Genomic DNA, 15,288 nt, shown 5'->3' with positions numbered 1-15,288 from the left:
TGAGTGAGTGGACATCAGAAGACGTTCAAACGTGATGATAGAGTGTGTATCTTTTTCTCTTTATTCATTTATCTATGGTATAACCAGCAATGGGTTCACGTAAAGAGGCGCGCCACGATTGGTGCGCCTTTCATGTAAGTAGTTAGTATAATGAGCAAGAATTAATGAACGAGGGCTGTTTTCGTAGGAAGCGGCAGTTGAAGAGCACCGATCTGCTCCAAATGCTGTACGATCTCTTGCACGGCTTCCTCAATGGACCATTGCTCTGTATCGATGATAAATGAAGGAGATTTGGGTACATCATAGGGGGCGGAAATGCCTGTGAAATGCGGGATGTCACCATTGCGTGCTTTTTTGTATAGACCCTTGGGATCACGACGCTCACATTCTTGAATTGAACAGCGCACATAGATTTCAATGAAATCATCTGGTTCAAATAACTGTCTAACCATCTCCCGATCCTGTTCATGAGGAGAGATAAAAGCCGAAAGTACAAACAACCCGGCGTCTACCATTAACTTTGATACTTCACCAATTCGCCGCAGATTTTCTTGACGATCCCCTGCTGTAAAACCGAGATCACGGTTCAGTCCATGACGTACATTATCCCCGTCCAGAACATAACAGCGTACGCCTTGATCGTAGAGATACTGCTCCAGGGCAAATGCAAGGGATGACTTTCCTGCACCTGATAACCCGGTAAACCATATGGCACGACTATGGTGCCCATTATGCTTCTCCCGGTCTTGCCTGTTGATGCTGGATGATTGCCAGGTTATGTTGCGCTCTTCCTTCGACATGAGTATCCCGCCTTTTCCCTACCATGATATGTATAATATTTTAACATATTTACAAGATTATAGCACCTTACAGATTTCTTCAAAATAAGCGTGAATCGACAAAATATCGGGTATAGATGTAGTACATACATAAGCATTATGCATATATCCAAGGAGTATTTTGAATCGAATGATGCAAAATGCTCACATAGCAGGAGGAACAATGTCATGAACAAAAACATTCAAAACATACAAGTTGGGTTCAAATGCCCGGATTGCGAGCAGGATATCCGAGCGGAATTTATAGATGAACAGGTCAGCACGGTTCGTTGTAAAGGTTGTGACAGAGCGTATACACTTTTGAAGCCAACCATCGGTGATGAGATTCTACTGGATTGGGAGCAGGAGGCTTTGTATCACAAGCTGAGGGCAGAGCGGTCCGAACTGGATAATCACAATATGTCGGCCTTGATTATCAAAGTTATCGAGTTGCTTACATGGCGTGATCGGGGAGATGGACAGACCCGTGCCATACAGACCGTGAGGGAATGGCTTGCTTCCAGTGGCAAACCTCAGACCTTACTTGAATTGTTCCATCAATCTCCGCCACAACCTGAAAATAAACGTTTCGATCGTTAATGATTTACATACATTAGCCGTTCCTGTGGCATATTACCTGAAGGTGTTCGTGTGTGCAAACGACTAACCGAATTTTTCAGGAACAGGAGCGGATAGAATGAAGCGAATGGTTCTATATATACTGTTGGGACTGTTATCCATCAGTATGGTACCGGCACAGACTGAAGCATCACCGGTTACCGGAGCGTATCACTTTGGCTTCAAAAAAAGTCAAAACGGTCAACTGCCCTCCATTGATCAGGAAGGCTTCAAATCAATCTTACAACATAACGATGCCATTTTCCTGGGGGATACAAAACAGAAGGAATTGTATCTCACGTTTGATAACGGGTATGAGAATGGATTCACACCTGCCATACTGGATGTTTTGCGTACCAAGAAGGTGCCGGCGGCTTTCTTTGTGACAGGTCATTATCTGAAAGATCAGCCTGAGTTGGTCAAACGTATGGCGGCTGAAGGTCATATTGTCGGTAATCATTCATGGAGTCATCCGGATATGACCCGCATCTCCAATGAAAAGCTTAGAGAGGAACTTGAGAAGGTCAAGACGGAGGTCAATCGGCTGACCGGTCAACAAGCGACCTTTTTACGGCCACCGAGAGGAATTTTTAACAATCGTACGCTTGCAGAGAGTCATGCCCAAGGGTATGTGAATGTGTTCTGGTCTGTTGCTTATAAAGATTGGGATACCAATGTGCAGCGTGGCGCACAATATGCTCATCAACAGGTGTTGAAACAACTCCATCCGGGCGCTGTCATTTTGCTTCATTCAGTATCCAAAGATAACACGGAGGCTCTTGGTTCCATTATTGATGAGGCCCGCAAGCAAGGATACGCATTCAAAAGTCTGGATGATCTGCGGACCAAAAGTTATTGATCCATTATCATAATGAGCAATGGACCAAGTGTAGGTCATTCAAAAGTTTAGCAAAAATATTAAAGGGCATCCTGAGCGATTAAGCTCGGAATGCCCTTTTTAGTTATAACGGTATGCCAGTCCAAGTATTGGATGTACCACATACAGATCTAGAAGAAAGGATTGGGTAATACGATACGATGTAACGTGTAATACTATAAAACAGTATTATAGATGATTCCAATCGTTTTCGGGCCGCAATGACTGCATACTACACAACCAGCAGTGGTTAGTTCAACTCGGGCACCCGTATGTTCCTGCAAAGACTTCTGCAAGTCAAGCGCATCCTCTTCAGCCATGGTGTGCACAACAATCAGCAGGTCTGGATCGATCTGATCTTTCTGGCTGAGCGTATTATTCAGCATTTGTTCCAGAGCTTTCTCCCGTTTGCCGCGCACTTTATAGGCAGGTGCCATCTTGCCATCTGTTACCCGGATGACAGGACGAATCTTCAACAGGCTTCCAATCAGGTTCTGCATGCCCGAACAGCGTCCGCCTTTATGCAGATACTCTAGTGTATCGATAACAAACTCCGTGCGTACATTTGATTTCATCGCCTCAATCAGGTGTGTAATCTGAGTCAGGTTTTGTCCTTTATCAGCAGCATGAACAGCTTTCATCACCATCAGTGCAATTCCTGATGAGAGATTCTGTGAGTCAATGACCGATATTCGACCTTCCGGGAACTCGGAACTCGCTAGTCGTGCATTTTGATAGGTAGAGGAAAGTTCAGAAGATAAGCTGATATATAAAATCTCATCCCCTTGATCTATGTAAGGTTGAAATGCCGTTATGAAATCAGCGGGGGAAGGTGCAGCTGTTTTGGGAAGACGCCCATCTTGGCTAACACGTTCATATAGCTGTTCAGGCTTAATCTCAGCACCGTCTTTCAGTGATTCTTCACCGAACACGACATATAAGGGGATGATACCGATATCGTGCTGCTGGATCCATTCTGGAGCTAGATCACTTGTGCTGTCCGCAAAAATTTTGATTCGTGACATGTCAATCTCCTTTGAAAACAATGATTTTGGCAAAAAATATAGATTGTACTTATGTGTAAACCCATTCATTTTAATTATAAGGAAACATGACGCTGATGCAAAGCGTTACATCAGCGTCATGCCTACCAAAATAAGTCCAACGAATAACAGAATCATAATCCCATTTAATATGGTTCCGATAATGGCAAAAACTTTCTTTCGATTCTTGAGGACAAGACCAATAATTCCGACGATGCCTCCGGCCAGATTGAGAATCAGGCAGACCAGAATGGCTAATGAAGCCAGAACCACTGCTGGATGCAAGGCGATCTCTTCTGTCTGCAACGGGGTGAGAACTCCGATGGACTCGTTTACAGCCATGGTGGCAATAAAGAATATCAGAATATAACCCAAGATTGCAACCAACCCAATGACAAAGCTGGCGATCCCAGGTCCGGAATGTTTCAGTGGTATCATTGGTTGCCTTTCATCATCTGGCGGGTATGCTTCATACCCATTGTTATTGTATGGATCTGCATGGCCAGGATTCTGATCCGTGTTGTTATAACCTGAATTATAGGAATCGCGATTATCCATAATGTTGACTTGCCTCCCTTAATCATCGTACTGAGTGTTATCAACCTAATCGATGAGTAATGATTCTCCTTTTAGAGGTTGTTCAAAAAGTCCGCTTTTGATTACGAAAGATGCCTAACGGCATCATCATCATCGAATATGGGATTCACCCGAAATGTCCGTTGCTCACGTAGTTTTCCCTACGCTCCGCTACTCCATTTCTAGCTTCATCCCATCTTCTCGGTACTGAAAACCAATCTTTTTGAACTTGCACTTAAAATACAACGATTACATACCTGTTTACTTTTCCATAATTGTCGATAAAAATCAAGGATTTACGCCAGTTTTCTACGATATATTACGATATTTAGGGTAGGAATAGGATTAGTAAGTATAAACAGACATATGATCTTTGAAGCTCTGTCCCGACTGGTAAAGAAGGAGTGGATTCGCTACAATAATAGGTGTGAAGTGTAGTTGAATTAAGGGAGAGAACTTATATGCAACGAAGATGGATGATGCTTGGAGCTGTAATGACCATGCTGTCGGTGGCGATTGGTGCGTTTGGTGCTCACATGCTCAAGGATACGATTGGGCCGGCGGCCATAGCTACATATGAGACAGGTGTACAATATCACATGATTCATGCATTGGCTTTGCTCATTATTGGTTTGACGGCTGGTCAACTTGGAGCATCGACAAAACTGAAGTGGGCAGCGCGTCTGTTGTTTATCGGAATTATTGTGTTCTCGGGCAGCTTGTATGTGCTTAGTATTTCTGGCATCAAGATTCTGGGTGCCATCACACCGATTGGCGGGGTAGCCTTCATTGCCGGATGGTTGTTATTGGCATTAGATGTATGGCAGCGAGGTAAGGATCGCTCCTGATCGGTCCAAACAAATCTCGGAGGGTTCAATCCTACATGAACTATAGAACTAAAAAAGCAACTTGCGTTAGAATGTACCGTCATTCTAACGCAAGTTGCTTTTTGTTTTAATCCGATGAAGTTAGTTACAGGAACTCATCGATTTCATTGGTTCGGAACGTATACACCTGTTTTTCATCGACATGGTAGATGCTCACAATACTGGTATCACGATCAAAATTCAGAATACGGCAAGGAATGCTCTGATGTTTACCGTTCTTGTTATTGACAACAATACGGGTGAGTTTATTCTCTTTGATGAGCGTGTCAATCCACGCATCAAACGAGTTTCCATCGGATACATTGGATGTTTGGGTGGCAGGCTTTTTCTCGCTAACCGGTTGTTCCTGTAGATTCTGTGTTTTGACTGGAGCAGGTGAGGCAGGTGTCTGAGCTGCAGTGGACGCCTTCTGTGCTGCGTTGGCTTTTTTGCGTTCGTTGTGAAGTGTGACGAAAGAGTCCTTCTTGGACTGAAGTGTCGCTTCAATAATTTTGCCTAGCTCTATGCCGGATTGAATCCGAAAGTCCGCAATTTGTTCTTCATTGTTTATGAACTCCAACAGGGACTGCAGTGCCAATGCATTTGAGCGGCTCTTAATAAGTATATCGACATTAAATAAAAAGCCGATGTCCTCTTGATTGGATAAGGTTTCTTTCATTCATCCCAGCCCCGTTAAAAATTATGTCAGCTCAAAAAAACGCTTCAATTCACTATATCATTAAAAAGGAAATTATCATAGTGCTAGAGACGCAGAAATATGCCGATTCGAAATGAATCTAGTCCCGGAGTGCCCCTTAATTTCTCCCCAGAATAGAACAAATATTCTTCTTTTTTCATCCCCTGATCGTCCTGTTTGCCTGCGCCAGTCGTGCGGGTCTACTCTATAATTTATTTAATCAGGACAGGAAGCAACAGGGGGAATCGGGAATGGGCAATGCATATCAGGATCGATTGAGATACGTTTATAAAATTACATCTTCCAGAATTAGAAAAGCGGATTATGATCTGCATCTTACTTATCAAGAAGCGACAGTAAATGGAGAAGTGGCATCTATTGGAAACCATCAGGTGTTTCGTTTTATCGATCGTATTCGAGGCTACAAAGAGAGGGAACAAGATCTGGCTAGAATCAAGCTGGAAATAGAGCGATTAAAAGCCTTGAAAACCAATGCTGAACATAAAAGAACAATGAAGAAATTGCATGAAGAACTGAAAAACCTGAAATTTGCCGATGATTACTTGCTGGTGGTCATTGAAAATAATAAAGACTATGATCGGCTGAATTCATCGAAAGCTTTCTCCATCAACGGCAAGAAATACAAGCGGTTATTGGCTACGACAGGTGGAGCCAAAAGTTCGACGGTCATTTATGTGAGTGAGGATATTCATCCGCTGTTAGAGAAAAGATTGAATAACGGCAGAGATCCCAATAAAGAGCTGGTTCCTGCCAAACTGGAGGCGTATAAGGCCTTGGCTTGCAGTACAAGCACGCCTGTGTCACATCCCGAGCGGGTATTGGTTGTTCATGATTGTATAACTGAATTTGGTGCAGACATAATTCAGATTGATGATACCGAGACAGAATACCCTCGCATAGAGAGTAGGAAAAATGAGCCTATTCAGATGAATATGAGTGATGGGTTCGGTCTTATCTCTCCTGCACTTAGTGAACGATGGGCAACCGAGCTGGGACATGCATATATCCCGAGTGGCTTCTGTATTCGTAATAGCTTCTGTAAAGGGATGGTCTTTACATTTGATTATCACGAATTTGCAGATCGAGTTGCAGGCAATGATATGGTGGACGATGCCTGGGGTAATCCTGTGGATATTCGAGAGGTAGACCTGATCATCACAACGTCCATGCTCAAACTATGGAGCTCATACAACAGTATCGACGATTACCTGTTATGTTGCGGTTATTATGGCTACACGTTCAGCGTAACGAAGGTTACACCCGAAGAACTGGAGGATGAGCGTCATTTAAATTACCAGTTTATTCAGTCACTCCAATTGGATGATAACGAGATTGGTGAACTTATTCGTCCCACAGTAGACTCGATTAAAGATGTGCTAGGTGAAGACTATCGCAAGGCACTGTTATTTCTCAAAGGAATTCACATCCATGAGAACGATTATAGAAATAGTCCAGATGATTATATCAAAGGGCTGACGGTAGACCCGCGACTTATAGATGATCCTTTTGTGCGCAACAAAATTCATACCTTAATACGTAAGCGAATGAATGAAGCCAAGATCGGAGTTCTACGAGTGAAAGGCAATTTCAGCATTATATCTGGCGATCCCTATACATTGTGTCAGAGCATATTTGGCTTGCCTTTAACAGGATTGCTGAGTTCAGGTGAGTTCTACTCCAGCTATTGGAATGAACGCCACGTGGACCGTGTAGCTTGCTTCAGAGCTCCGATGACTTGTCACAACAATATCAAGGTGCTTCGTTTTCAAAATACAGACGAGATGCAGCATTGGTATCGCTATATGAACACGGTCACGCTCTTGAATTCATGGGATACGACGACACATTCCTTAAATGGTGCAGATATGGATAGTGATCAGGTCTTAACTACAGATAACCACACAATTCTTGGGGCTATTCAGGAGCTTGATGCGATTGTATGTGTGCAGAAAACCTCAGCCCAAAAAATTCCGGATGAAAAGGATCTGGTTCAGGCCAACAAAGACAGCTTCGGTGATCTGATCGGTTTTACAACGAACAAAATCACATCGATGTTTGATGTATTAGCCAATTATGAGGAGCATAGTGCAGAATATCAGGAAATGATGTACCGAATTCAATGTGGTCAGCATTATCAACAAAATGCCATTGATCAGGCCAAAGGTATTGAATGTAAAAAAATGCCGAAGCACTGGTATGATATTCGCGCTGCGGTAACGGACGAGTCTGCCTTGAAAATGGTAGCACACAAGAAACCTTATTTTTTCATATACAATGACCCGGAACAGAAGAAAGAATATACCACCTATGTAGAAAAAACGAGTCAGAAGTGCTTGCAGTTATTTGGCATGACTGTGGATGAGTTGTATTCGAAGAAGGAGCTATCTCCGGATCAGGAACAGTTCCTGGCACAGTATGAACAGAGAATGCCTGTATCCACGGCACCATCTGTGATGAACCGGTTATGCCATCAAGTGGAAGATGAGTTCAACAAGTTAAAGCTAAAACAGTCCGAGAGTCCATTTGATCATACGATATTGATGAGTACCAAAAAATACTCACAAGCTCGTTACAAAGAGATTCAACGTTTATATCAGATGCATAACGAAGAGCTACGTAGCTATATGACTAACTTGCGCAAGAGTAAGGTGAAAAAGGAAGAAAGATCTGCCCGATGGCAGTTGTTTGTTTCACGCTTTAAGGAGCAGGCGCTGGAGATCTGTAATAACGAAGAAGATCTGTGCAATATGATTGTGGACATGTGTTATCGAAATGCGGAGAAATCAAAGCAATTTGTATGGGATGTGTCAGGAGATCAGATTATTCGCAATCTATTGCTCAGCAATGATCACATCATTCATTATCCGGTTAGAGACCGGGACGGCGATATTGAGTACGCGGGAAAAACCTTTAAAATGACCCAAATGCATGTGAAGGAGTAGCGCCCTTGAAAATCATTCTGAATGAACGTCATCATGCCGAGCAAGCAATTGCACATGGGAAAATGGATAAGAAGCCAACCAAAACGTTGATTTGTTTAGCTAAATACGGGCTTCAACAAGGGAAGAACGCCGAAGATGCATATGCGTTGTTAAATCAGTTTATGACCAAGTATTATCCAGACTACAATGCTGTCCAGTGGGATACATTTCTCAATCGTATCATTAAGCAGTCTCAGAAGTATATCAAGATAAGGGAGGAGGCAAGCAAGAGCACGCTAATCGAGATTGATCATGTACCTGTAACGCACAAAGAACTTCAAAAGATCAAACAACTTAAAAGTAAACGACTCGAGAAATTGGCCTTTGTTTTACTGGTCTACAGCAAGATTAATAATCGAATCAATGAAAATGATACGTACTGGATTAATCATGAATGGAAAGAAATCTACGGTGATAGTCAAATGGCCGTAAGCAAAAAAGATCAGGGGTTATTGGTGCACAAACTTATTCAGTTAGGGTATCTCAAAGAAAGTCAACGCGTCGATTCGACTAACGTACAGGTTTTGTTTGCTGCGGAGCATGGTAAGGTTGCCTTCCAGTTAGTTCGCTTCGATGACTTTGTGTTGGAGTACTCTCGCTGGAAAGGAGAAAATATTAAAAATTGTACTGTATGCGGAAAACGGATGCTGGCAAAATCGAACCGAATGAAATACTGCAAGGAGTGCAAAAAAGCTGGCATTAGTCTCATTAGAAAACCTCTCTAAAGCCAGACACAGCAATGCTTTGCATGGTTGTTCAAGAATTTCTTTAATGATAAGCCAGGGACAGGTTTCCTAGTTAAGGGGGAGGTATCAACTTGGAAGCCGTCTTATAAAGAAAATACGCTACATAACGCTTAGGTAGGTGAATTATGTCAAATGGGATAACTTTAGCACATGTAGAGTCTTTAATTAGAGAAGCGGTGAAACATAGCGGTCCGGGGCAGCCAGGAGATCCTGGCGAAACTGAACTCGCTATCAAGCGGGCACTGGAGGCTGCTGGCGAAGCCTTACAGGCTGCCGGAAAAGCAAAAGAGGCTTATCAGACGACTCGACTTGTGTACCAGAGTCCGGTTGCTGATTTTGAGGAGTTAAGTATGCAATACCCTTCTCCTGAAATAGGCTGGACGGTGCAGACGTATAAGGATGGTAAAAGATATCGTTTTGATGGACAGACATGGGTAGAGATTGATGTATTTGGTCAAAACCTTCAGGTGGTTAATTCCGATATGGATGGGCTCATGAGTACAGCTGAACACCTGAAATTAAATGAGATTCCGTTGGAAGTACAGGATCGGGTTATAGTCTTTTGCAAAGAATCACGGGTGTACCCGGAAGTACTGGGGATTTTAGCCCCCTTTCCATTCGATGGCGAGATTTTACATGTAAAGGGCTACTGTGGAGTTTCTGGAGATACCGCGACTGAAATAAGAATTGAACGATCCAAGGATCTCATTCACTGGCAGGATGTGATGGGGAGTCCACTGAAATTTGAAGGATTTCAACATCAAGATGACGGTAAGGCTACATTTGAGATCAAAAAAGTGGAGGCTGGAGATATCTTCAGAATCAACATCATCGAAGCCGGTTCAAACATTCAACATCTTACGATTCAATTAACGATCAGAACATAAAAAGGAGATGGATTATAATGACACAACCGATTATTTCATGGATGGATGCTACACATAGTAATGAGATTATTACCCCTTTTGACTACAAGGTTATTGATGCGGATAGCAAAAGTGATATTTTTATTTTCAATGTATGGAACAATAAAAATGGTGCTTCGGACGTATCTAAAATGGAAGATTGCACGATTACAACGCGAGATATGACTGGTGGTACTGGTGACACGGAGGCTCATGATGTAGAAGTGGTGAAGAATAACTGGTTCCACGTTCAGGTTGATTCCTTGGGGGAGACAGACCTGGAAGAGGAAAGTTCACGTATTGGCAGGGATTTTTCCAAACCGATCGGAACAACAGGCAAGACAACCAAAGATCATACAGGAACTGCTTATGCAACACCATTTGCACCGGGACCGAAAGAAATCCTGGGCGTTAGTAACAATGGAAATCCTCAAGATGCGGCTGGTAACTATGTAACGCTATCCATTCAATGTGTAGTGCCGCTGAACGCGAAAAGTGGCAAGCAACAGTTCAAGAAACGTATCTCCTACCGTTACGTGTAAAAAAGAAACAGTTATGGGACAGGCTATTGCAGCCTGTCCTTTTTATTAAAAGGGGGAAGTCCTGTGATTCTAGGTAATACACAATTTACGCGCTCACCTGTATCTCAAGCTTATGTATGGATTGCTGATTACTATGATGGTACTTATTTAAGCGAATTCGATTTGCAGACACAACAATCAAACAGTTTTTATAAAATTAACAAGGAAAAGTTGGTCTCTTTTGGATTGATCGGGCAAGGATCTCACGTGTATCACAACGTTGCCAACGGTGTATTTCATATTAATGCAGATAGGTACTCTATATCATACGTATGTGAAGAACAAGAATACCCGCTAACGGGTAGGACCTTTCTATACAGTGACATCATTCAATTCAAGAATGTTTCTTCAGATGTGAATATGAGTGGACACTCAGGTCCGGGGAGTTCGGGGGCTTTCCATAATACGATTGAATGTTTTAACTTCGGGTACAAAAAAATGATGAATTTGAACGATGTGCAGATTAACTTTCAATGTGTGTGTTCCCTGCCGTTGAAAGAAACTGCGTTTCTCCAAATTAAAATCACCTCAGATCAGGACCTGCCTGGGCAATTAGTTATTCGTAAAAATGGCTTTGTCATAGATCAAATCGTAGCCCCTCTGAAGGCAAATCATGCAGGGATCATAAACTGGGACATTCGTTGAGTTGGATTTTGAGATGAGATAGGTGGTGAGAGTATGGCGATTCAAGAAATAGCACTGGATATAGATCTATCCATAGGTGTTTTTCAAGATATGATATTTCAGGATCAGAAATTGAAATTAAGAGAGTTGAGCCAGGATGCGGATGGGAATTCAATCTATCCAGCTAATGGGTCTTGGGAGTCCACTCCCATCCGGATTCAGGATAAGATTGCTTCATTTAAAGGTGTGGCTGCAAGCGTAGATATTGCGGGTGGCGCAGCATACAAGATCTACTGGAGTACATCTGAGGATGGGTTTGAGTGGGGGGCGTATGAGGAAATTTTAGCAGATGTGACTGCTACTAAAGCTCCTGCAAAGTATATGAAGGTGAAAATTGAGATTGTTGCTGAGAAAGAATATTCGAATTTCTACATAGACGAATTTAATCAGAAGGGGAAATACAGTAATCCCTTTATTGAAAGTGAATCTGGTTCACTAGGCTTAAAGAAAATATATCAATTGAATATGGAACGAGCATCGGACACTCCAACAGGGATGGTATTACGTCAGAAGGTTGAAAATACGAAATTTCAAAAAGTAGATGGAATCAGAGTGAGTAAGGGGTGATTTTATGGCAGTTCCAGCGACTACAGGGCAGTTAAGAGAAAAGCTTTTTGAGATGGAGATCGGAGACTATATTGTCTGGAAGTACGACAATACAATAACTGGATATATTTTCGGAGGAAGTACGACGGGGTATACAGAAATTCCACTAACAGGAAATCCATTAGCCAGTATGCCTTTGAAATATTTCTGGTATGCCGTCAAAGTGGACAAAGGATTACTTATAGCAGATAGAGTTGTAAGTAATACGACAACATGGGATTGGTTAAATTCCAATAAGTTTGTCGAAGGTTCGCCACGCATTATAAGTGAAACATCAGGTGTTGTTCGTTGTCCAAGCGGGGGTGTTGCATATGCTGATGCGAGTGGAAATAAAGTTTTAACTACCACAAATACAGGGTATGGGGCTTGGCCTACGATAAATGAGTGGGATACATATGTTGTTAATTTCCCAAAGAATAAGATTTTTTCTGGAAAATCATTAAATGATGTATGGAACTTTAAGTGCATGACATGGTGTAAAGAAACGACAATATCTCTATCTGGAACAGTACCCGGAGGTTGGACAACAGGTGGCAGAACAGTTCGTTCTGAGAATACAACAAACAGTAAAGATAGACTTTGGAGTACAGCTTCTAACTACTCTAATGTAGCAGTGGGCTTTCGTCCAGTATTTGAATATAGGGAGGTGTAATATATGGCAACTGTAGGAGATCAGCTAAAAGAACCAGAGGTAGGATGGAGACGTTATGATGATACACATATAGGTTTAAAGTATACGGGCAGTTGGTACAAGGTAACCAGCACGAATTACTATAATGGTAGTGTAAATGTAACGACCAGAGCGGCAGACAACAATTATGTGGCATTTTCTTTTTATGGAACTAAAATTAGGGTCATCTCTGACATTGCACAAGATAGACATTCGGATAATACGATTACTGTAGATGGTGTAACGGAATCATTTAATACATATAAATCGGGAACTGCTGTATTAAATGCAATTGTCTATGAAAAAACGAACTTACCTCTTGGATTTCACACAGTTACAATTACGATAGGGCATAATCGTACTAACTTCATCATGGATGCTATAGATATTGATGAGTCAGGATATCTTTATGGACATGCTCTAACCTCCCCCGAAGATGGATGGAAGAGGTATGATGATTCAAGTTCAGAGATAATATATGATGGATGGTTAAGATACCCTTCGGGACAAACTGGCTCCTATAACAATTCATTCAGTGCTTCCAATAATACAGTTAACAAGAAAGCTACCTTTACATTTAAAGGCACTAAACTCAGGCTGATAACTATGACTCATTCAGACTCAACCACTATTGGAAAAATATCTATTGACGGTACTCCCTATGATGTTTCTTTTTATAGTAGTTCGGCTATAAATCAAGTTCTTGTTTTCGAGAAAACGGGGCTTGAAGATTCTCTTCATACAATTGAAATATATTCTTTTGAAGCCAAAAACATCAGAATAGATGCTGTAGACATTGACCTTGATGGACGAATGTTTCATCCAGATGAAGTGACAAGCATTGCAGAACTAGAGATTGGCAAGCGAATCAGATGTCATTACATTGCGGCTAGAAATAGTGCTGGAGTATTTAGTAGGCTTGGAGAAGAGACTTTTGATCTTATAAGTTCTTCAGGAAGTTCTATTCCAATGGGAGATTTTTATTGGATTATGGTTGAGGACTGGAACAAGAGAAAGTTTCTAGTTGCTGATAGAAATATACAGAATACTATATCTTGGGACTCGATTAACAAGGACGGTTATGTTTTTGGGGTCGAATCAACAACTATTTATAAGACTCACAACAAGACACCATTTATAACTTCAGCATCAGATGTATATAACGTAACTGGCGTTGGAACTTCTCTAACTAATGAAGATCCTTGGAGAGCCTTTGCGTCAGCCGGATTCTGGGGTTCCTATGCAGGTACAGGTTTAATATTAGACTGCAAGCGAAGAGTGAAGTTTGGAGAAATAAAAGTAACTGCTTATTATGGAGCGAATATGGCTTCAGTGATTGATGTATACGGAAGTGATAATAATATCGATTATACTCCAATAAAAAGTTGCCAAAAATCCACTTGGAGTAACTCAGAACAAGCGACATTTTACTTTGACGAACCCGTAGAATACAGATATTACAAGATAATGAAGACTGCACAAGTGTCAGGTAGCAATGCGGCAAGGCTAAACCTTGAGTTAAGTTATTCAGAGAAAATAGACAATAATCATATTTTCAAACTAAGACTACTCACAGGCGGTATTAATACAACGGATAAGGATAATGAATGGGATAAATATATTGTTAACTCAACACTGAATGGAACGATCATTGCTGGTGACAACAATGTGTGGAATTGGAGTGGTATATCGTCTTACTCATCTACAAGTAGTGCGTCTGGATCTCGATCTCAAAGAGGAAATAATCCTGTTTCTGGTTATGTTGGCATAGCAACCAATTCAACCAATAGCACATCTGGATTCAGACCATTAATTGAGATTGAAATTCTTCCAATGAACAGATCGTTCATTAAACATGATGGAGCGTTTAAGAAATATGTACCTAAAGAATTTATCGAATCTAAAGATAACGTGATACCAGTTATGACTTCTAACACCACTCCATCAGGTATCGCGAGTGCAAGTAGCATTAACAGTGCAAGCTTTGATGCATACCAAGCATTCAATGGAATACAGGATGAACGATATGGATGGGCTTCTCTAACGCCTATAAGTTGGTTGCAATATCAATTCCCAACTAAGAAGATTATATACAAATATTCTCTTGCTATGAGGACTAATGGAACCTATTACGTTACTGGTGAACCACCAAAATCATGGACATTTGAAGGCAGTAATGATGGAGTTAATTGGATTGTCTTGGATACACAGACTAACAATACGACATTAGCCAGAGGATCGATAGAAGAGTATAGGTTTAATAATTCAGATTCTTACACCTGTTATAGAGTAAACGTGAGCGCCAATCAGGGAAATGCAACAGTAACAGTAATTGCAGAGTTGAAAATGTTTGAGAAAACACCAAAAGGTGGAGCAGTGGGATGGAATACAATTTCAGCAACTTTACCACCAGAAGACACTTTTATTAATGACGGAATGAATGATCTATCTGTATTAGATAGAAAAAACGAAGTTTTCGTTCAGATCATGACTGCCAATGGATCGCTAGGATCAGGCAAGTTATTTAAAGGAAGTATTAATCTGAAGAAGTACTTTGAAATAACAAGTGTAAGTGTGAAGTAGAGCTTGGATGCTCTAC

At 41.5% G+C, this 15,288-nt stretch carries 15 protein-coding genes; 11 read left to right on the top strand and 4 right to left on the bottom strand.

Annotation, left to right across the window (positions count from 1 at the left end; genetic code table 11):
* Nucleotides 1–161 precede the first annotated feature (161 nt).
* A complete protein-coding gene (cysC, locus tag MHI01_RS09360) occupies nt 162–800 on the bottom strand; it encodes an adenylyl-sulfate kinase (protein WP_017689556.1) in 639 nt (212 codons plus the stop codon).
* A gap of 207 nt (nt 801–1,007) precedes the next feature.
* Between cysC and MHI01_RS09355 the strand changes: the two genes are divergently transcribed.
* Nucleotides 1,008–1,418 carry a hypothetical protein gene (locus tag MHI01_RS09355; RefSeq protein WP_076209139.1) on the top strand — a complete coding sequence of 137 codons (411 nt, stop codon included), beginning with the start codon at nt 1,008–1,010 and terminating at the stop codon, nt 1,416–1,418.
* Nucleotides 1,419–1,515: 97 nt separating this feature from the next.
* Complete coding sequence (gene pdaA, locus MHI01_RS09350) at nt 1,516–2,295, top strand: delta-lactam-biosynthetic de-N-acetylase (RefSeq protein ID WP_036669871.1); 780 nt, start codon at nt 1,516–1,518, stop codon at nt 2,293–2,295.
* A 194-nt stretch (nt 2,296–2,489) separates the two neighbouring features.
* Here pdaA and MHI01_RS09345 read toward each other — a convergent pair whose 3' ends face one another.
* Together MHI01_RS09345 and MHI01_RS09340 are read right to left on the bottom strand one after the other, a co-directional pair.
* A complete protein-coding gene (locus MHI01_RS09345; protein ID WP_100529478.1) occupies nt 2,490–3,338 on the bottom strand; it encodes a DegV family protein in 849 nt (282 codons plus the stop codon).
* Nucleotides 3,339–3,443: 105 nt separating this feature from the next.
* Nucleotides 3,444–3,914: a hypothetical protein gene (locus MHI01_RS09340; RefSeq protein WP_339198443.1), complete on the bottom strand. Its 471-nt coding sequence runs from the start codon at nt 3,912–3,914 to the stop codon at nt 3,444–3,446.
* A 479-nt stretch (nt 3,915–4,393) separates the two neighbouring features.
* On the opposite strand from MHI01_RS09340, the gene MHI01_RS09335 reads away from it, so the two are divergent.
* Complete coding sequence (locus MHI01_RS09335) at nt 4,394–4,780, top strand: DUF423 domain-containing protein (RefSeq protein WP_017689551.1); 387 nt, start codon at nt 4,394–4,396, stop codon at nt 4,778–4,780.
* Between the two features lie 124 nt (nt 4,781–4,904).
* On the opposite strand, the gene MHI01_RS09330 is transcribed toward MHI01_RS09335, so the two are convergent.
* Complete coding sequence (locus MHI01_RS09330) at nt 4,905–5,477, bottom strand: hypothetical protein (RefSeq protein WP_076318334.1); 573 nt, start codon at nt 5,475–5,477, stop codon at nt 4,905–4,907.
* 269 nt (nt 5,478–5,746) lie between these two features.
* On the opposite strand from MHI01_RS09330, the gene MHI01_RS09325 reads away from it, so the two are divergent.
* From MHI01_RS09325 to MHI01_RS09290, 8 genes are all read left to right on the top strand, one after another.
* Nucleotides 5,747–8,458 (top strand): hypothetical protein, encoded by a 2,712-nt coding sequence (locus tag MHI01_RS09325; protein ID WP_340982982.1) that lies wholly within the window; start codon nt 5,747–5,749, stop codon nt 8,456–8,458.
* 5 nt (nt 8,459–8,463) lie between these two features.
* Entirely contained in the window at nt 8,464–9,222 is a 759-nt protein-coding gene (locus tag MHI01_RS09320; RefSeq protein ID WP_340982981.1) for a hypothetical protein, read from the top strand.
* A 146-nt stretch (nt 9,223–9,368) separates the two neighbouring features.
* A complete protein-coding gene (locus tag MHI01_RS09315) occupies nt 9,369–10,130 on the top strand; it encodes a hypothetical protein (protein WP_340982980.1) in 762 nt (253 codons plus the stop codon).
* Nucleotides 10,131–10,147: 17 nt separating this feature from the next.
* Nucleotides 10,148–10,690: a hypothetical protein gene (locus MHI01_RS09310; protein WP_340026902.1), complete on the top strand. Its 543-nt coding sequence runs from the start codon at nt 10,148–10,150 to the stop codon at nt 10,688–10,690.
* Between the two features lie 63 nt (nt 10,691–10,753).
* Nucleotides 10,754–11,374 (top strand): hypothetical protein, encoded by a 621-nt coding sequence (locus MHI01_RS09305; RefSeq protein WP_282322096.1) that lies wholly within the window; start codon nt 10,754–10,756, stop codon nt 11,372–11,374.
* 33 nt (nt 11,375–11,407) lie between these two features.
* Entirely contained in the window at nt 11,408–11,980 is a 573-nt protein-coding gene (locus MHI01_RS09300) for a hypothetical protein (RefSeq protein ID WP_340982979.1), read from the top strand.
* A 4-nt stretch (nt 11,981–11,984) separates the two neighbouring features.
* Nucleotides 11,985–12,671 carry a hypothetical protein gene (locus tag MHI01_RS09295; protein WP_282322094.1) on the top strand — a complete coding sequence of 229 codons (687 nt, stop codon included), beginning with the start codon at nt 11,985–11,987 and terminating at the stop codon, nt 12,669–12,671.
* A 3-nt stretch (nt 12,672–12,674) separates the two neighbouring features.
* Complete coding sequence (locus MHI01_RS09290) at nt 12,675–15,272, top strand: hypothetical protein (protein ID WP_282322093.1); 2,598 nt, start codon at nt 12,675–12,677, stop codon at nt 15,270–15,272.
* The last annotated feature ends 16 nt before the right edge of the window (nt 15,273–15,288 follow it).

The sequence above is a fragment of the Paenibacillus sp. FSL M7-0656 genome, from assembly GCF_038003225.1.
GTDB classification, from domain to species: Bacteria; Bacillota; Bacilli; order Paenibacillales; family Paenibacillaceae; genus Paenibacillus; species Paenibacillus amylolyticus.
Note: the sequence above shows the minus strand (reverse complement) of the source record. Positions and strands in the feature narration are given on the sequence as shown.